Origin of the sequence: Aliivibrio sp. S2TY2 (assembly GCF_028765525.1) — a bacterium.
Taxonomy (GTDB): Bacteria; Pseudomonadota; Gammaproteobacteria; order Enterobacterales; family Vibrionaceae; genus Aliivibrio; species Aliivibrio finisterrensis_A.
In genome coordinates, this window is record NZ_JARACS010000009.1 from 16222 (window position 1) to 34677 (window position 18456).

The following is an 18456-nucleotide window of genomic DNA, read 5'->3' on the forward strand; positions in this document are numbered from 1 at the left end:
TTATCATCATCACAGCGGAACACTAATATGCCTGTAGAATCAATAATTAAAACACTATCAAGCCCTCGGCTTTCTACTTACAAAAAGCCAAACTTATGCGATGCAAGCGATGAACAAAGCTTAGGACTATATGCGTGGAACAAACAGTTATCAGGTCTCTTTTATCCTGTACTTCAAGTATTAGAAGTTTCTTTGCGCAATGCTATCAATAATGCTTACATCGAATACCATGAGCAGTTAGTCGAAACAAATTTTCCACAACAAGATTGGACCAAAGAGAAAGCCAGTATCGACCGATTGTGGTTTTGCAATTCTTATACAAATCAAAATAATCGCCCAGCATTTCAACAGATAAATAAAGCTAGGGGTGATTTGGCTAGAGAGGGGAAAGCTATTACCCCTGATAATCTAATCGCAAAACTAACGTTTGGTTTTTGGGTACACTTAACAGACAAAAACCATCGTTCAAGCCAGCCGCCTGCTAATCCTCCCATTATTGAACTTTGGCCGAGTCTTAACAGCCTAGTTTTTCCATATGCTAAGGACTTAAACGGTACACCTTTGAGTATTAACCATATTAGCTCAAACATATTCGAAATCAATAAACTTAGAAATCGTATCGCTCATCATGAACCAATCTGGAAAGCAACAGATTTATTTGATTCCGATGACAGCATAAATACTGTTGTTGCCCATTATGAACAGTGCTTAAAAGTCATTCGTTGGATCAATCCCAATAACTTAAAGTTGTTGTCTGTCATAGATAACGACAAACTTATGGGAATAGCCTGCTCTCAACATACGCTATGGCGAAGTAAAATGTTAGCATCGGGACTTCCTTCTGTTCCAGACATTACTGAATGGAAAGAAAGACATGAAATCAACACCAGACGCCAAGGTGAAGTAGTTAGTGTGACGGCCAACTATGCGATTATACGCTGTAAAAAGTCGCATCAGGTATTCTACACCAACAAACAAATGCAGAAGAGACGGAAAGCTTGGCCTTTGTCTGTTGGTATTGATGTTACTTTTATTCCTAAACCTGCCCCAGCTCAAGGCAATCATCCCAATGCGACTCAAGTAAAACAATAAACTCAATTAATTAGCAACAACAAGGCTACTTGGATTAGTCTTGTTGTTTAATTAAGGAAACACACTAAGGGGTATGTCAGTGGAGTCAGATCATGTTTTACTTGATGAAATTTTCGATACCTGACCGACTCTGTCCAAAAATCCGTCGAAACAAAAGACAGGAAGTGACTTACAGCTTCGAACTATATTGTCACCGACGGTTTTTTCGTATTTGCTAATTTTTCTTGTTGGTAGGTGTTTTTTGCTGCGACAAGTGATAGCTCGGCATACATCTTCAATTTTTTACCGTCCATACTTAATATGCTTAATGGTAACTTAAAACCATGAGCCACCTCTTTAAAGGTCTTTAAGCACATATACTTACCTTGCTTGAGTGTCTTTAGTGCTATCTCTATTTCCGCCCCCCAGAAATCGCACTGAGTAGGTTTTAATTGATTAGAAAGGTTTTGGGTAATACTAAGTGCTTCCGTTGAGCACAATTCATTCCAAATATCCGCCCATAAATAATCCACTTTACCAATCTGTTTTAGTACGTCGTCATTAAAAGGTAATTTACAATCGGTTTGGATGATTTTTAATCGACCTGTCTTTATATTATCGGTCCATAATTTGTTGCTTTCCCCCGTTAAAATGGAAGGAAACATGGAGATTATTTCATTATCAATTTCTAGAACCGTTAGACTTGTGATCTCTTTTTTCTTTAAAAGACTCAACGTGATCATGGCAAGCCCCAGACCTGCAACGACAACTCTGCCTTTTGCTGAGTGCTGGGCTACAAGATGTGATTCTAATTCTAATGGTGTTTGAGACATTACAGGGATCCCATTTTTGAGCAATGCAACACCAACACCAAGCCCACTGCTTGTTGAAAAATAGCCAGTATGGTTATTATCTGGAAAGCTTTTTAGGGTCCATTCTCCCCATGATTCAGAAGTGTGCTTTTCTTCTTTGTGTTTGATCGCATACTGAGCGGTCGAAGGGAAGGGACCAAACATTTTCTTAATTTTCTTTTCTGCATTATTGGTATTAAATGAAAATTGATAATCAGTCGGAATATTCATTTTGGGTCTCGGCTTTATTTTTTTGAAAAATGATCGCTAGTGTTATTTGAATGCGCTTAGTTTACTTGATTACTAATAATCAATTTTGTATTAATAGTTACTTTAGCGCCTGTAATATCATCACTAATTATGCAACTATCAGAATAAACTACTAACAAACTAAATGGCTTGTTTTGTTCTTTGATGTAGTTCTCACAAGCTTCTTTCGATAGTTTTCGTTTTTTTTCGATTTGAACATGATCTGTCTGCGTTGTTATTTCTTTTTCTGAAGATGATAAAAAGATGGAATAACAGGATATGGCGATAGCTAGAAATCCAACGATAGTAGTTACAATATTAGGTTTTGTTTTTTGTAGTTGTTTCATGATGCTTCCTTTTCTCCAATATGTAATTGAATGACATAAATCTTATCAAAACCAATGAAATCCTCGGTAATGGCATCATCTTCTTCACACCATTGGTCTATTTTATCCTTAGTTAGCGGTACGTTATAACATTCATTGATTTTTATCGGTAGCTCATATGAATTAATAAACTGTTGTATATGGTTTTCCATTGCGTGTTCAATGGTTTCGATTTCAATAAGGCCTGTAAATCCAGAACTCATAGCCACTTCAATCGCTCGCCTTGTTATTGACATCGCATATGGGCAACGGTGTTCTTTTAGCGATAATGTTTGCGTCATAGGGATACCTTTAAAAAATGGATGATGTCAGGTGGCTCATTTCATTTTCGTATTCTTGGTACTTTGTTTCTATTTCTGCATCATATGGGAACAGAAAGGGATGAGGAGGGTAGTTAAAGCCTTCAAATAGCACAATGCCCATTCCTTCAATTAGCAAGTATGGTGAGCCATACACGCAATATAATCGATAGCTGCCTTCACTAGAAAACGTGGCATTAAATGAGTTTTCTCCATACGAGTGAGCCCCCTCACTAAAACAACCTGTCGTGAATTGTGGGCCAATATTTATTGTATCTGGGTCTATTGTTGCAATATCTTTTAAAATAGATTTCACAACGTCAGCTTTTTTATTTTCGTTGTACCGACTGCTTGACCATGCAACCGTTTTATTTAACGCTTTTTGGGTTGCGGATATTGTTTCTGTATTAGTGGTTAGCAAGTTATTTCTTAGCATAACCGTGATGCGTTGGTTTTTAGCCTGTTGCTCATATTCCTTGAGCCAGCTTGACCACTTCTTCTTTAGGGCTGTGACATCCTTTTCATGCTCTTGTTGCTGTTGCTCCACACGTTCAATGTCTGTTGCGGTTATCCCTAACGTTTTTAAGATAATACTCATGGATCCTTCCCCTTAATTATCTGATGGTTGTTTTACTTGGTTGAATACGAAGCTCTGAACAGATCACTCGTGCAAGACGTCGCTCTGAGCTTTTTATGATCTTAATTTTCCCTTCGATAGATTGATAAATTTCACTACGAACCCAAAGCGGATTGATACGCTCATCGAGAGGTAATTTCGACAATCCCTTTAATGCGTCTTCATTAAACTCGGCCAGTTCTGAGCCTGCTGTAAAGGCTGCATCTTCAAGTAATGAGTTCCCAATATAACCAAGGGCTTTCAAACCGATGGCGCAGCATGCCACATGCTCGGAAGTGTGGCGTTTCCACTCTTTTTGCTGCATGTTCTGAAATTGCTCGAAAGGTAAGTGTTGATACAATAGCTCAATATAACGAGAGAGCTGGAGTAAGTAGAAATCGTATTTTTCGTTGTTACTTAAAATTTTATTTACTTCGGTTTTGGTTACACCCATAAAGATACAAATGAAATCCACCACATTTGCTAATGTGTAAATCTGTCCACACTTAAGGCGCTGGGTAGCGACGGCTTTAGAAAATGGAACCCCTCGGGCGTCAGTAATTTTAATGAGCTCTTTAGCAAAGTTATTAATAGTTTGCTCTGAATCAAAATAGATACTTTGGGATGGGGTTGGTTTTTTTAGGGCGTAATGATAGTCAGTAAAGATCTGTTTTACTAACTTCTCACTTTCTTTAATAAGTGTCGTTGGCATAAACACAATTTTCACATCAATATGATGACCACTAAGATGAGATTTGATTGCCAGAGCAAGTTCAATACCTTTACGTCTTCCTTGGCCATCAATAAGCAGACGATCACTATCTTTTGGTATGTTTATACTAACTAGACTTGTTCCATTAGCGCTCGACATACCATCTATTTGTTTTACTTCTGCTGGAGCTCCAACAATAAGGCACAGCGATGGAAATACCGTGTTATCTCTATTTACTAAATAATCACGAATGCCATTCACTCGACTTGAGTCAGCACTGCGTTGTAAGCGTTCTAGCTCTTCAATCTCTTCGCTTTCAATCTGTAGAAAGTCACAACATTGTTGATATGAAAGCTTAGTTAAATAAGTAGTCCCAATGCCTTCCATTCCTTGTATAGCAAAAAAAGCTAAGTCGTCATTGGCGACAATTTTGTGTTGTGAAAAAGATAACTGTTGTGCTATGTCCATAGTGGAATTCCTTCTTGCGTTCAACTGACATTTGAGCAATCATAATACCGCAAACAAGAGTTCAATCAATCAAATTTATTGTTATTACACTGTTGAAATGTGTTTTTTAGAAAAATAGGGAAATGGACATGGATAACGCTATTGGTTCAGTAAACATCTTCAATCTTAACTCTCTGACGTCTTCTTTAGCATTAGATGCTTACCACTTATCAGAGGCGTTAATAGAAGAGATTAGTGCATTATTACGTGCAGGGTTATGTCTTCAGTTTTCATCTAGTCATGCAAAGGATTCATCAACGGTAACCAATGCTGGAATAGAGGCGATGCGTCGCTGCATTGAGCGTGGTGAGATTGAACCAGAGCGCCCTTTAGTCATCCTCACGGTTGATACATTACTAGAGCCTGAAAACATTCAATGCTATGTGCCAGTGTCATATGACCACATCAAATCAACCTGTGAATCTTTTGGCATTAATTTAATAATCAAAATCGTTTCACCACCAATCCATCAACAACTAATGGTCCTGTTTGCTGGAGTGCAAAAACTGTTTTCATCATCAATGTCGGGAAGGAGCGGTGATTGTAGTGTGATATGGAAAATCGACACGATGCGTCGCAGCCTAAAAGCAATTAAAGAATCTTTACCCCTTAAATATCAACAATCTACATGGGCTTCTGTTGTTGGGTCTCGAAATTCTGAATCGGTGAGACGCAAGCTAAATATGCAGAATCAAGGGGTAAGCGACCTTAAATCGGAAAAATTACTATCAATCATTGATAGTGAAGGGACGAAAGCATTTGGTAAGGTTTACAACTTTGCACCAATTGCCGATTGGTCTACGCCTGATGTCATTAACTATTTAAATCATGCTGGAGTTGAATCGTGCTCCCCGACATTACCGAATCAACGCATTCCAGCTTACATTAATAATTTTGGACTGTTACTGGCCATCTATGGAGAAGGGGGGAGTGATACCTGTGAGATTGTGATGGATGATGCAATGGATAAAGGTGGAAGTTCATGCAATGGGACTGCGCGTTACGGGTGTACCGTATGCGGTATGGTATCAAAAGACCATTCAGGACTCTCAATGCGAGAGCTGCCACGATGGGGCCGTTTTGGTGATTCATTTACACGATTACGTGATTATTTCATTAGAACTTCGGTTGATGTTCAGTATCGTGCTTTTCATCCTCGCGCTATGTGCAGTGTTACCAATAATGTGTATCTTCAGCCAAACGTATTAAAAGCCAATGTGCTAGAAAAACTGGTGTATTTTGGTGCTCAAATGACGGAGGACTATAAACACGCTCATTTGGATTTTAAAGCCTGTTACGAAAGAGGTGACATTGATAACGACATTGGGGTGAAAGACATCATGAATGATACCTCGATGAGCTTTAAAGTTAGAAAACAGTATCGAGATGCTTATATTGCTCGAATGCTAAAATCACCGCTATATGATCTTTTTTCTGAAAAACACGCTGTCCTTTTATCGTTCTTGTGGACTCTGCATGGCGTTAATACCTCCCCTTATCGTCCAGTGAAAATATTATCCAATGTGCGAAAAGGGAAACGCATTCCTTTTCCAAAGACAAACGATGAACTTAATGAGCTTAGAGCACAGCAAGGGTTAAAAGCGTGGGACCATAAAGACGTTCTTAATCGAGATATTCCTGATGCTCGTGCTTATCAATTATTTACCCCACCACAAGACACTCTCAAAGTATTGCAATCGTCTTTAAACAGAAAGGTCACCGAGACTGATTTAATTAATCTACTACCGATTAACATGGAGTCGTATTGGCTTCAAAATAATAAATCGTTCATGGTTGATAGTAATGGGTTTCACATCACCCGTTTAACGAATCTGCCACTGCATACACGACGAATTAAGCTTAAGTACACCTTTAACCCATTAACAAAAGAAGAAGTCATTAAAACTCAATGCATGCAGTTAAATCGTACTATCGAGTTATCGGCCTACCCTGAGATTTATGCTCAAATCGTTCGTGCTGGGCGTGAGCTACTAAGTGCATCTTTACGTTTGGATGAAGCAATCTATGATCTTGATGTACTTCAATCTCATAGTTTGGGTATGGAACCATTGTCATTGACGACGACAATGGAAATGAATTTTTGTAAATCGTTTGAAAGCTCGATTGTAGGGGTATCGGATAGTGCTCGAAAACGTCCATCAACGGGTTTACGCTTTTCACGACGTAAACGTGATTTCTCTAAACAGGGGGTGAAGATTGGTAGGGCTTCACTGAAAGATTACAATCCAACGGTATCACCAGCTCTTCATGAGCAGCACCAATCGGCTATTAAGTACTGGTTACCTGATCTCTCTCAAAAACTGGCTTTTCAATTTGATTTGGCCAACTACCACCACAACGACGTCAACTTAACGGAATATACCCCGTATTATTTTGATGAGGCGTGTTTTTCAACGTGGCTTGAAAAGGGATTTGATTCGCTAGTTATCGAGCATGATCGTTTTGTTCGCACTGCGCGTGATAACAAACTGCAAGCTCGCTGTTACTCAGGCGTAGAGCCGTGTCATAAATTATTGCTCGGTACAGGGTTAGTTATTTCGTCTAAGTTTGAACGCTATGTTCAATTCTCCCTTGCTCGTACTCAATTATTTCATGAGTGTCGATTGTTTGGGTTATCAACCAAGTCACTGTCATTCATTGATTCAGCTACAGGGGTTATCTCAATGGCTGAGCAAAGACGACAAAAGGCGGAGCAACTATTAGCCGTTCGCTATTTACGTAATGAGAAACGCAAAGAAGTCAGCGCATTATTGAACCAGAATACACAACAGAGAAAGAACCAAGCACTGACATCAATCATGGCTCGATTGTCTGAGTTTCATGAACATTATAGAAAGGTGTGTGAGTCTAAGTTGGCGGCTCAAACGGTTTATGCATTAACTCAAAAGCCAAAAGAGATCCTTCATGTGATGGACTACTGGTTAGCTGAATTTACCCCATTATGTTGTTCACCAGAAAAAGCACTGTCAGTACTGGCAACGGAAAAGGAACGCATAGCACTGTGTAACGACTTGGAAGCAATCAAACAGTTTGCAATTGCTTTCTCTGAGCTCTTGAGTGACACAAAGAGTTATGTATCAAGTGTTATTGCTAATACCAGTCGTAATTTTGATTTTGTTTCCTCACAGGTCGTAGAGGAGTTATTTGTGGATGAGTTGAAGAACATGGAAATGAGCGATGAGTCTAATGCTATGTCTATTGGTGAATGGCTTAAAGCTCAAGGGGCGGTGGGTAATTCATATCTAATGGCGCATGGGATCATTAAGTATTCTGCATTTGCAAATGGTTTGCATTGTACAGAGGAAGTTCAAAAGGGATCGTTAAGCAGATTGCAACAACGTAAACAATTAGCCCAAGAGCTATTTAATTATATTGATGATTTATCGTGTCTATCCGTTGGGGCATTGGAGCGCTCATTATTAAGTAAGCATTCTAAAATAGATCGAGTAGCGGTGATGAACAGTGAAAGAAAAGCGACGCTGGCAGAACTAAGAGCGATTGCAAGTCATGCCAGAGGTTAAGATTTACATGGTCTAAACACCAGTAATTAATCACTGGTGTTTTTTTCCATTTCTTTGACTTTAAGATCGTTTGTATTAGATGGGTCACCTAACTTTAAATAATTAAATTCATGTAGGTAAGGTGTCGTACAGTACTTACTTGTATCTTCCATAACCTCTTGCAGTCTAACTAATTTCCCCATTTTTAATTGTGTGTGATACCACTTCTCAAACGTTCTTGCTTTAATTTTCAAATCCTCTTTACGGATAATCATTATTTGTGTGTTATTGGGGGTTGAGCCATTAAGAGGGATGGTATAAAACCGCTCAGTGATGTGATCTCCTATGATGTGATCACTTGTTATCTTTTCATGGCTGATTTTATGCGCGTAGCCAAACCCTGCGATTAAGAATAGATAGAACCCTTGTTGCTCTAATTCCAGAATATATTCAGGGTTGGTTGTATGTGCAGTTACTTCGGCTTGTCTATGATATTGAAATTGTTGGTATCTAATTTGGCTTGAAACGGCTGCGGCATGATGAGAACCACCACTATTTCCGCATTCAAAGCGCTCATACCACGCATAATACGAGATATGCAACGGGTGTGATTTCGTGAAGCCTTCTTGTTCAATATGGGCGATATTATTAACCCAATCATGTTCATTTAGGCTTGATAAGTGCCTTCCTGAATACATAGCCTTACCCCATTCAGCTATATCTTTAAACCAGCTACCATTGATGCTGTATCTTCTTCCGAATCCTTTAGAATTAGTGAGACTTTGTATTTTAGAAAAATCAAAGTTATCGGTTAAGCGAGTATCTTTTGATACTGAATTGATTAAGGCGTATGTTACTTCTTTTTGGTGGTCCTCTACATTATACAGGGCAAATAATTCATTCCATTTTATGATTGTATTGCCGTCAGCGGTCGGGGTGTAGAGCTCAATGTCATTGAGATGAATTTGATGTAATTGGTCTAGTTGCCATTGCTCTGTTTGTTGATGGCAATAATTTAAAATCCGTTTAATCATTGAATGTCGTCCTTTGCCGTCATTGTGTTTTTTAGAAAAATTATCGTTTGATTGAGGGGAGCGTAATGGATTCCGCTTGTAAGAGCTCAATGTCTTCGAAATAATGAAACTCTAACTCACTGCTTACTTCTAATTGATAGTCTTTCCAATCGTCTAGCCAATCATTCATTTTGCTTGCTGGCTCGCTGCTTTGCCACTGAGGAGAACGATCATTTATGTAGTCCTCCATTTTATTAATTTGAGTGTCAATAAGACTGTTTAATTGCTGCTGATGAGCATCATATTTATTACTTATCGTTTCAATTTCAGTGGCGTGTTTTTCTGAAAAAGAAGTGATCACATCTTTAATTTGATTTTGTAATTGAGTGATTAAATCATTGTAATTGAGCTTTTGTTGCTCTAATGCCGCATGACTTGTTTTTATCTTTTCGACATCGGCTTTTTTAATATTATTCATTATCTATTCTCTTCATTATTACCGCTCAAGCTTATGAGTGAAGCCGCTGTATTGCTGCACTAAATTAAGGTTGTTCCGTTTTCATACTCTGTTTTATTTTTTGAGCTAATAATTGTAAGTCTCGGTGAGTATCTTCAATTTTAGGGTCTTCTGCGCCATTTCGCATTAATTCATCATACATAGCAATGGCATGGTTTACTGCATTTAAGTCTTTTATTTCAAACATGATATTTACTCTTATTATGACTATTGCCACCACAATTTATCTCTTTTTTGAGGGAAGTTGTAGCGGCAATGTCGTTGTTTATATTTTTAGTTTAGATAGCAGTTTATGAATGATGTCTATTTTGGTGCATAGCTTGCTTGTTGCTCCAAAGACAAGGACTAATTGTAATAGAAGGGGGCATTGATATATCGCTATGACGAGCTTGGTTATTGAATCAATTAACAGAATGAAGTCAGTAATATGCATAGTGTTTTTTATTTATCTAAAACATACATATTTTTTAAAATACTTGTCAAATTTTTTATTTTTCAGAAAAACAAAACAGGGAAATAAATAACGAAATCATAAGCTTAATAACGGTTTATTGTGTTTACTTTTTGCCGTAACAATAGATAATAAGGGTATGTTTTATTTTATATATCAATGGATTGGACTATGACTATCGCAAGCAAGATCAGCATGAAAGCAATAAACAATTTAGACGCTGCATTGACGATGCTTGATAAGCACATCGTGAGTGTTAGTGAGCATTCAAACAAGTCTACATATAAACTTGATGATGGCAGTGTACTAAGCGTTGTGCCTACCGAGGATAGCTTGGTTGAAATGTTTGTGTCATAGGTCTTTTTTGTAAGCTTACTAAATCAATCGATTTAGTAAGCTAAGGTATAATTAATCATCTTTTGTTTTAAGGGAGTTTTAACATGTTATCAGAGTTATATACGCAAGCTGAAATGCTGATTTTCTTCGATTGGTGCAAAGAAAACGTAGAAGAATTTGAGGAGAGTGATTGTGATGAATCATGTCACTATTACGTTGATGACATCATGATCGGTGGCTGGGCTGGTGATGCTCAACAATACTTTTTGAAAGATGACGATAAAACTAAGGCGTTATTACAAGAGTGCTTCCAAAAATCTTAATCGCTTAAGTATTATTTAGAGTAGTTTTAATTTAATTAGGACTACTCACTTATTGATAAGGAATATCGATATGAATGATGTGAAGTTAATCAATAAGATTAAATGCCTCATTGTTGAAGCAAAAGAAGAAGAAAAATACTGCGCTGTACAAGCGAGTTTAACCCCATCGCGAGCTGAACATTTTGGATCTTATGCAAGCGGGCTTACCGAATTTCGTGTAAAGCTTGAATCATTATTGGAAGATGAGTGTGGGGCGCTAAGAGCGACAACCATTGAAGCCAGTGCATAAAAATCTACAACCCATTTTTTGTTTTAATACTCACGGCATTTTTTAGAAAAATATAGGTTGTTAATATGGACAGTCAGGCCAACCAAGCACTAATTGAATTAAAACTTATCGATCAACTTATTATCAAGCGTAAATTACTTATTGATACTTTTTGCCAAGCAGTTGAATTACAAGTTAAGGCGATGAAGATTGCCGATGAGATCAATCAAGATATTCCAACGGTTAATTCTGGGTATATTGATGACTTTTCGAGTATTTTTATTCAGCTAGCGTCTGCATTAGGGGAGAGCTCTCGGGGGCGCAGTTTACCTCGCAATGGAAACCTTGTTCGTTTATCGGAAAAAGAATTAAAAGCGTTAGTGATAAAGACCGTGGACAGTAGTCTTTGGGTTTTGGTCTTTAATCGTCTCGGCATTTTTGGCAGTATGTCTCAGTTACAAATTACTCAATTTAAAAAGCAATGTAAGGACAACACGCTTCCCTTTGACCGCGATCATATCGAAGGAACCTTGCGTAATCTATTTGATAATCAAGAGTCAATGTTATTAGAAAGTTTGTTGGACACAATACAGGAATTCTCCACCGCCTATGTTAATAATAACCGTCAGCAGTTTACTAAGAAAATCATTATAGAAAATGCGTTTAACCCTTATGGTGACTCTTATAAATTAAGTGCTCATGAAGGGCTACAAAGTTTATTAACATTAATTTGGCGATGGGTATTGGTTAATCGAACGGTCATTGACACTGATGGTGTAAAACAATCGGGGTTATGGCGTAGCTTAGAAGAGAGAGTTCAGAATTCAAAGGGCGATCTTGAGGAATTAAATTCCATTACATTGCTGGGCATTGAGTTTCGTTTTTTTAAAAAACGGACACTTCATATATTATTACCAGAGAGTATGATTTCTATTCTTAACGATAGATTAGCCAGCTCTCGAATGTTACCAAGCGTGTAGTATATTTATACACTGTACTACTTTTCTCATTGCTCTATATTACCACAAAGCACTATATTACTATGAGTGCTTTAATTATTTTGAGGCATTCTAATGACACAAAAAGAAGCATTTGATTTGGTATTGTATAAATTTATTGATGCTTATGTCGATCTGTATGGAGAGATTAATACCGTAATCTTAACCAACCAATTTCATATGCACCGCACCAAAGCAAGCAAAGTGTTTACCCAATACAAAGAGCATGAGTTGAATGGAAATAATCTAAGGTTCGATGAGGGGAAAGCTAAATATGTTAAAACTGCGACGTTTAAAAAGAATTTTTTACTCGATGATAGTTCATTATTTTTTTTAAATTCAGTTGAGGTGGTTCATGGGCGTCCGAAAGTAACTGTAAAATAATGTTTCGTGTTTTATTTTTGAGATATCGGTTCGTTTTTCATGTGTTTTTTTATTCGGCTATTTGTTTATTGTATGTTTTAGTATAAATTATACGCATTAATATAATTATATTTCCATATTTAGCTTGTTTAAAACAATGCTTTTGTTTCTCAATCTTGAGAAATACTTAGTTATGTATTTTTACTATAATTCTGTTTCGTATGGATTGTAGTACAAGGGGGGCGCATGACACTACCTGAAAAAAAACTTAATCGTCACTTGTTTGTGACTGGGAATTTTGATGCATTTGTACGACACGAAGCATTAAATTTTTTATCAAAAACCACTCGAAATGTATCTGATTCAATGCGTGAAGAGGCTGAGCTTAGCCGTAAGGATGATGTACCAGCATTAGCCGTTTCTATACATAATTCATTGCAACAAGGCATGAATCCGTTGAAAGAATTAACGAAAGATAGTTCATTTCAATTTGGTCGCCATGTTGATTATTACGATCCTGTAGATCAATCATCCAACTATGATATGTCTCGCGTTGTCGCTATTGCTCGTGCAGACAAAACGAACCCATTACATTCAATGGAGCTTGATGTTGCTTCTCAAAACAACAAAGCACATGAGATAGCTCAGAATATGCTCGTGAATCAAGTTAACGCTGAAATGCTTGCTAAGTGCAGTGAAATAGCGATGTCTTCTTGTACCGAAGCTCGAAGAAACAATGAAACTAATATTAGTTTTAAAACCGTTTTAAAATATTACAATGAAGCAGTTACAGAACCTTTAGAAAGAAGCATCAAGCAACAAAATGATTTAGCCGTTTCATTGTTAGCGATGAATCGTGTGAAGCACGAGATATTAACTGACTATTCTGGTGAGAATCAGGAATTTTGGTATAACCGTGGTAAAGAATTCTCTCAAACTTCGCTTAATCCAAACGATTTGCAGCGCTTTATCACTAAGGTTCATGATCAAGGAATCGAGGTTCCAACGTCAATTTCTAATCTTCATATGGCTTCGATTTCGTCGTTACCAAGTAATGATGTGTTTGGCGATCTATCTCAAGTTGAATTACCTAATTCGGCTGTAGAGTTTGGGGCGCTATATCAACGTGAACGAGTGGATCTTTCTTCACCTGAATTACATCAAGAAGTGTATCGTCAGCAAATTGAAATATCAGAATTTACAATTGATAGTTTACCTAACGTAAGTTTAAAGCGTTCTGCTATTTCGGATAAACCATCTCAAGATTTAGCCGCATTATTAAAGCGTGAATCTGATTTATCTGGACCTAGTATGTAATTACCCAAGGGGCTTTGTATGTTATCCGCAGTCTATATTGTACCAAGAGCAATTAGTGATGATGTATCTCAGCCTGTTTCTAATCCTACCTGTTTGTTGGAAATTAACCGACGCTCACTTGAAACCCAGCGGCTTCTCGCTCGTGTTCGTGAAAGTAACCAAGAACTACGATGCAGTTGTACACAAGCGAAGGCTCGCATGTTCGTTCGTTTTTGCCATGATAATTTTACCATTGTAAATCACCCAACGGAGGGGCAGCATTCGGATAGCTGTCAATTATTCAGTGTTATCCACGGATATAATGATCGTCAAGATAATGTAACTACCAAAGAGCAAGAATCGGTAGAGCTGGACAGTTTTGTTATTCATCGTTCAATATCTGAAGCTACAGAACCAAGCGCTAAACAAGAAAGCTCTGCAAGTCATCATTCAAATCGCGAACACTCACTTGATAAGCTATTTCGTCATTTATGCGAGAAAAGTTATTCAAACTTCCACCACAAAAACAAGAACCAAAGCCCTTTAGTTGCACTTCGTAATCTCATAGAGCCTGCAAATTTAATCTCATTTGGTGATTCAATGCTGCACAAGTATTGTTTCTATGGGGATAAAGGGTATTCATTTGCATTTAATACGTTGAGGCGAGAGAAGGCAAATAATTCGTATAAAGGCGCTGGACGTCCTCATGCGTTGGTTTTCATGGTTGTACAGCAGATAAGCACTTCAAATGGCTGTATTGATTTGGATGGGGCTAAATACACTGCTAGAAGAGTGATTAGAGCTGGTCGAAAAACAAAAGGACCATATTTGGTTATTTTGTCACTGGCTGATGATCCTGTAGAGAACGCCATCCTTGTGTATAATATTTTTATTAAGCCAATTGTATCCCCAACGTCATTAATGCCTGTTGATAGTCACCATGAAAGAATTATTGCTTCAGGTCTTATGAGCCTTATTTCAAACAGCGAAAATCAATTAGCTCGCTGGTCCTTACAAAAACCTATTTTTTCAAAAAATGATCGCTCAAATTCTGTAGCTGTCTTACCTGATTTCATTTTAAGACGAAAATCTATTGATACAGGGAAAATCACTTATACAGAGGTCATAGAGGTCATGGGCATGTTGAATGATTCAGATTATGTTTCCCGTAAAGCTCAACTTCTTCCTATTATGAAAGAAGCATGGAGAGCTAACTCTATTTATGAAATAAACGCAGAAGATGAAAAGGATGTTGCGCGTTTTTTCAGCGAACACGACTACATTTAAACGTTCAGCTCAAAGTAGCATTGACTTTCAATGCCATATCACGGACTATTGCCTTCGGGGTATGGGCTCCTTTTTGACTGTAATTTTGTTTAACTGACATTTCACGAAGTAATAGCTTGATCATGGTTCCATACCCCAACTCATTTTAACCATTCCTTTACTCCGCAATCCAAGTTTAACTAAGCCTATTTTAAGTCAATAAAATTTATTCTTCCCATAAATTTTAAGATCGCTATTTCACCTGCATGCGCATCAAGTAATGCTCTTTTGGTTTCTGTGTATGCCTGAAGCTTACACCCATCTGTTATCGCTCTAATCACTGATTTTATTTTCTTTTTACCATCCACATATTCTGTCCAGCGAGCCATGTAATACGGTGTTTTTCTATCTGGGTCGGCCATTGTTGGTGATGGCTTGTTAATAATTTTTGGCTCAAGCGTATGTGGGAGACGAGTGATCAATGTTTCATCATTTAGTATGCGAGGCCAATGCTTTTTCCACATCTCGCGACCTAGTTGGTTGCGTAGCTTTATTGCTTTCTTTAAGGCTTTTTCTTCACCAAGATATTTATAACCTACACTTTTCTCTAAAAGCTTATCGTCTGGGGTGTGGATGTGGATTTTAAAAGCGGTATTCCTTTCTGATTTTGAAATAAACCGATGCCCTGTATTTGTTTTTAGATTGCTTTTTTTACCCATGCCTTTACCGTATGTTTTGTGTCGTTTGACTTTATTTATTTATAAGTCGTTTTTCAGAAAAAAACAAGGCTAAGCATTGATATTTAAGATGTATAAACAAGTATTCATTAAACTAACCTGTATATTTACTATTTACTTTGCGGTATAATGACACTGTCAGTTAATCAAGGTAGGGAGTTAAAATATGAGTTGCCAGTTAGGTTTTGAATTTTCGGAATTAGCGCCAGTTGAATCGAAGACTTTACCAGTTGAATCGAAGACTTTACCAGTTGAATCGAAGACTTTACCAGTTGAATCGAAGACTTTACCAGTTGAATCGAAGACTTTACCAGTTGAACCAAAGACAATTACTATGAGTGATGAAATAGCGAAAGGGCTTTTAGTGTTATTTCCTTCGGCAACGTCATTTTCTCAAGTATATAATAATCAATGTAATCATTATAAGCTTTCCGAATTGTTTATTCAGGTTCAGGGTCATCCTCGCTGGTTATTTTCTTCTTATTCTTTTTGTAGTTTGGATAATGCAGTTAGAGGCTTAATTAAATGTAAGGTGGAAGAATCAAGCAAAGTGTTTGACTTGGTTGATAAGGTGGTTCGCACTCTTATCGAATTGAAAGATTCACAATTACCATCGCTTCTAACCACTTATGATAATAGAAAAAGAACTAAAGTATTCCGTGCGCGATTCAAAAAGATTAACTCATTTAGAAATGAAGATGAATGTCGTTCATTACTAACTGATATAAAAGTATATATTGAGCGTTTTCGTTTATCTTCAATTAAACCAATTTATGATGAAATAGCTCAAGAATTGGAAAGTTGATCTTTATCGAGCTTAAGTGATTTATCAATGTAAATTGCCATGTCCTGTTTAGTCATTTTTTTACTTGGGTATGGCATTTCTATTTTTCGGTAAACACTTAAAACCCATTCAAAATGCTCTTGTGTTATTGGTCTTTTTACTAAAGTATGAACGGTTGATATCAGGCCTGTACCGATGCTAAGGCAAGTTACAGCAATATAGAACAAATTCCAATGGTGTGTTTTTTCTAATGCAATCAGATCAATGTATTCAAAAAAAGGAACAAGCAGAACTATCGTGGTAGATAGAAATAAAATCATTGCCAAATATGCCAAAAACTCTTCAATGATAAAAAAATCAGGGTATTCATATTTATCATCTACGTCAGGAATACATATATTACTTAGTTTTATCCAGTCAATTAGACATCTTAATCTATTCATTACTAACCACTTCCTTTGTATTATTTCACTTTCCATTTTTCTAAAAAACGGTTTTGTATAAAGCACCTCATACAATGCTATGTGATATATGTCCCGATGTAAAAACTATTGTTAGTTACTTATAATAAAAATGTAGTTATTGAGGGCGATGTTTTGTAATGTACTACAAGTGTATTACAACAATCAGTATTGAATATAGGTATAAACGCAATGACTAAAGTTATCGCAATCGCGAATCAAAAGGGTGGAGTGGGAAAATCGACAACCTGTTGTAACTTGGCTCATACGATGGCTTTATATGGAAAGAAGAGCCTTATTATCGATCTTGACCCACAAGCTAATTCATCATTTTTGTTGTCTGGTGGAGAACATCCAGAATTTGAAAAACTAACTATATCAAATGTTTTTTCTCTGTCTGCTGAAGACAGAGCAATACCTCTTAATCATCTTATTCGCCCAGCAAAGGTACGTGGTAAAGATAAATCTGTTAGCGGCAGTGGTCTTGTTTATAAAACAATACCAAATTTGTTTTATATCCCCTCAAATATCGGTCTCAGTAGCGTTATTGAACAAGGTTTGACTCTTATTCGTCGTGAGTCGATTCTTAGAAATAAACTAAAAGAGTTGGTCGGTCATGATTTTGATTATGTGTTTCTGGATTGCCCACCAAATCTCAGTTTAACAACGACTAACGCAATACTTGCGGCTGATCATCATTTAGTTGTATTGGATAGAGGGGGATTTAGTCTTTCTGGTTTGCGTCTTCTTATTGGGGCTATGGGGCAAATTTTAAACAAGTCACCGAAAGAGTTAGATTATTGGGTTTTATGTAATGAATATCGGAAAACAACGTCGATAGTAAACGGGTGCTTTTCTTCAAATATGTCCAAAATTGAAAGTCATGTTTTACCTGTCAGGATCCGTCGTTCACAAGATATTGAAAATGCGACGATGGGAGTGCATTTACTTTATAACTACAAGAGTGGCTGCCTAGCTTTTTCTGATTATAAAGCGCTAGCCAAAAGTGTGCATAAAAGGGCTCATAGTGGCAGCTCTCATGTTAATTCATCTTCATTAAAACTCTCTCAACATAATTAGGTGAACTAATGTCAAAAGATAGAATGAATGAGGAAGGTCGCTTTTTTGGTGATCTAGATTCGGGTATATCTTCGCTGCCTCATCTAAATACCGCGACCCACGAAAGCGATTCAATTCAATCAGAGCAAATGAAAGGGGTTAAGCTTCGCCCGTTTACCTGTCGATTAACGAACCCCAATCAGCGAGCGCCCAAAATGGCCGCTTTTGTGAATAAAGCTGGGGCAATGACTAAACGTAAAGTAACAGAAGGTAAGCTTCTTTCTGCACTGATCGATTGCCAAGATGACATCTTACAAGATCCAGTGTTATCCAAAAAGCTGATCGATGCGATAAGAGATCTTTAAGTTTTTA

The 18456-nt window shown here is 37.3% G+C and carries 22 protein-coding genes; 12 read left to right on the forward strand and 10 right to left on the reverse strand.

Going from position 1 to position 18456, the window contains the following annotated elements; genetic code table 11:
- Window positions 1-27: 27 nt before the first annotated feature.
- Window positions 28-1092: an Abi family protein gene (locus PVK63_RS13725; RefSeq protein WP_274440709.1), complete on the forward strand. Its 1065-nt coding sequence runs from the start codon at window positions 28-30 to the stop codon at window positions 1090-1092.
- Window positions 1093-1274: 182 nt separating this feature from the next.
- On the opposite strand, the gene PVK63_RS13730 is transcribed toward PVK63_RS13725, so the two are convergent.
- From PVK63_RS13730 to PVK63_RS13750, 5 genes are read right to left on the reverse strand one after another with little or no spacing between them, the layout of a single operon-like run.
- A complete protein-coding gene (locus PVK63_RS13730; protein ID WP_274440708.1) occupies window positions 1275-2153 on the reverse strand; it encodes a hypothetical protein in 879 nt (292 codons plus the stop codon).
- 56 nt (window positions 2154-2209) lie between these two features.
- A complete protein-coding gene (locus tag PVK63_RS13735) occupies window positions 2210-2518 on the reverse strand; it encodes a hypothetical protein (RefSeq protein WP_274440707.1) in 309 nt (102 codons plus the stop codon).
- Window positions 2515-2838 (reverse strand): hypothetical protein, encoded by a 324-nt coding sequence (locus PVK63_RS13740; RefSeq protein WP_274440706.1) that lies wholly within the window; start codon window positions 2836-2838, stop codon window positions 2515-2517. The genes PVK63_RS13735 and PVK63_RS13740 overlap by 4 nt, the downstream gene beginning before the upstream one ends.
- 10 nt (window positions 2839-2848) lie before the next feature.
- Complete coding sequence (locus PVK63_RS13745; RefSeq protein WP_274440705.1) at window positions 2849-3454, reverse strand: hypothetical protein; 606 nt, start codon at window positions 3452-3454, stop codon at window positions 2849-2851.
- A gap of 16 nt (window positions 3455-3470) precedes the next feature.
- Window positions 3471-4652: a DNA sulfur modification protein DndB gene (locus PVK63_RS13750; protein ID WP_274440704.1), complete on the reverse strand. Its 1182-nt coding sequence runs from the start codon at window positions 4650-4652 to the stop codon at window positions 3471-3473.
- A 128-nt stretch (window positions 4653-4780) separates the two neighbouring features.
- On the opposite strand from PVK63_RS13750, the gene PVK63_RS13755 reads away from it, so the two are divergent.
- Window positions 4781-8233, forward strand: a complete 3453-nt coding sequence (locus tag PVK63_RS13755) for a phosphoadenosine phosphosulfate reductase domain-containing protein (protein ID WP_274440703.1) — start codon at window positions 4781-4783, stop codon at window positions 8231-8233.
- Window positions 8234-8259: 26 nt separating this feature from the next.
- On the opposite strand, the gene PVK63_RS13760 is transcribed toward PVK63_RS13755, so the two are convergent.
- The 3 genes from PVK63_RS13760 to PVK63_RS13770 form a co-directional block, all read right to left on the reverse strand.
- Window positions 8260-9246 (reverse strand): hypothetical protein, encoded by a 987-nt coding sequence (locus PVK63_RS13760; RefSeq protein WP_274440702.1) that lies wholly within the window; start codon window positions 9244-9246, stop codon window positions 8260-8262.
- A 40-nt stretch (window positions 9247-9286) separates the two neighbouring features.
- The gene (locus tag PVK63_RS13765) at window positions 9287-9703 is read right to left on the reverse strand and encodes a DNA-directed RNA polymerase subunit omega (protein ID WP_274440701.1); all 417 of its coding nucleotides are present in this window, start codon (window positions 9701-9703) and stop codon (window positions 9287-9289) included.
- 64 nt (window positions 9704-9767) lie between these two features.
- Window positions 9768-9929: a hypothetical protein gene (locus PVK63_RS13770; protein ID WP_274440700.1), complete on the reverse strand. Its 162-nt coding sequence runs from the start codon at window positions 9927-9929 to the stop codon at window positions 9768-9770.
- A 435-nt stretch (window positions 9930-10364) separates the two neighbouring features.
- Here PVK63_RS13770 and PVK63_RS13775 point away from each other — a divergent pair, with 435 nt between their 5' ends.
- The 7 genes from PVK63_RS13775 to PVK63_RS13805 all read left to right on the forward strand — a co-directional run bounded on the left by PVK63_RS13775 (window position 10365) and on the right by PVK63_RS13805 (window position 15064).
- Window positions 10365-10550 (forward strand): hypothetical protein, encoded by a 186-nt coding sequence (locus tag PVK63_RS13775; protein ID WP_274440699.1) that lies wholly within the window; start codon window positions 10365-10367, stop codon window positions 10548-10550.
- Between the two features lie 83 nt (window positions 10551-10633).
- Entirely contained in the window at window positions 10634-10852 is a 219-nt protein-coding gene (locus PVK63_RS13780) for a hypothetical protein (RefSeq protein WP_274440698.1), read from the forward strand.
- Between the two features lie 70 nt (window positions 10853-10922).
- Window positions 10923-11141 (forward strand): hypothetical protein, encoded by a 219-nt coding sequence (locus PVK63_RS13785; RefSeq protein ID WP_130066441.1) that lies wholly within the window; start codon window positions 10923-10925, stop codon window positions 11139-11141.
- A gap of 65 nt (window positions 11142-11206) precedes the next feature.
- Complete coding sequence (locus PVK63_RS13790) at window positions 11207-12100, forward strand: DUF4942 domain-containing protein (protein ID WP_274440697.1); 894 nt, start codon at window positions 11207-11209, stop codon at window positions 12098-12100.
- Between the two features lie 93 nt (window positions 12101-12193).
- On the forward strand, window positions 12194-12502 hold the full coding sequence (locus tag PVK63_RS13795; RefSeq protein ID WP_130066449.1) for a hypothetical protein: 309 nt from the start codon (window positions 12194-12196) through the stop codon (window positions 12500-12502).
- 225 nt (window positions 12503-12727) lie between these two features.
- Window positions 12728-13798 carry a hypothetical protein gene (locus tag PVK63_RS13800; RefSeq protein WP_274440696.1) on the forward strand — a complete coding sequence of 357 codons (1071 nt, stop codon included), beginning with the start codon at window positions 12728-12730 and terminating at the stop codon, window positions 13796-13798.
- A gap of 18 nt (window positions 13799-13816) precedes the next feature.
- On the forward strand, window positions 13817-15064 hold the full coding sequence (locus PVK63_RS13805; RefSeq protein WP_274440695.1) for a DUF1173 family protein: 1248 nt from the start codon (window positions 13817-13819) through the stop codon (window positions 15062-15064).
- A gap of 185 nt (window positions 15065-15249) precedes the next feature.
- Here the strand turns inward: PVK63_RS13805 and PVK63_RS13810 are convergent, their stop codons facing one another.
- Entirely contained in the window at window positions 15250-15762 is a 513-nt protein-coding gene (locus tag PVK63_RS13810) for a Fe3+-citrate ABC transporter substrate-binding protein (protein ID WP_274440694.1), read from the reverse strand.
- Window positions 15763-15946: 184 nt separating this feature from the next.
- On the opposite strand from PVK63_RS13810, the gene PVK63_RS13815 reads away from it, so the two are divergent.
- Window positions 15947-16585: a hypothetical protein gene (locus PVK63_RS13815; protein ID WP_274449264.1), complete on the forward strand. Its 639-nt coding sequence runs from the start codon at window positions 15947-15949 to the stop codon at window positions 16583-16585.
- On the opposite strand, the gene PVK63_RS13820 is transcribed toward PVK63_RS13815, so the two are convergent.
- Complete coding sequence (locus tag PVK63_RS13820; RefSeq protein ID WP_274440692.1) at window positions 16567-17007, reverse strand: hypothetical protein; 441 nt, start codon at window positions 17005-17007, stop codon at window positions 16567-16569. The genes PVK63_RS13815 and PVK63_RS13820 overlap by 19 nt on opposite strands.
- Before the next feature lie 210 nt (window positions 17008-17217).
- Here PVK63_RS13820 and PVK63_RS13825 point away from each other — a divergent pair, with 210 nt between their 5' ends.
- Together PVK63_RS13825 and PVK63_RS13830 are read left to right on the forward strand one after the other, a co-directional pair.
- Complete coding sequence (locus PVK63_RS13825; protein ID WP_274440691.1) at window positions 17218-18105, forward strand: ParA family protein; 888 nt, start codon at window positions 17218-17220, stop codon at window positions 18103-18105.
- Window positions 18106-18113: 8 nt separating this feature from the next.
- Complete coding sequence (locus PVK63_RS13830; RefSeq protein ID WP_274440690.1) at window positions 18114-18449, forward strand: hypothetical protein; 336 nt, start codon at window positions 18114-18116, stop codon at window positions 18447-18449.
- The last annotated feature ends 7 nt before the right edge of the window (window positions 18450-18456 follow it).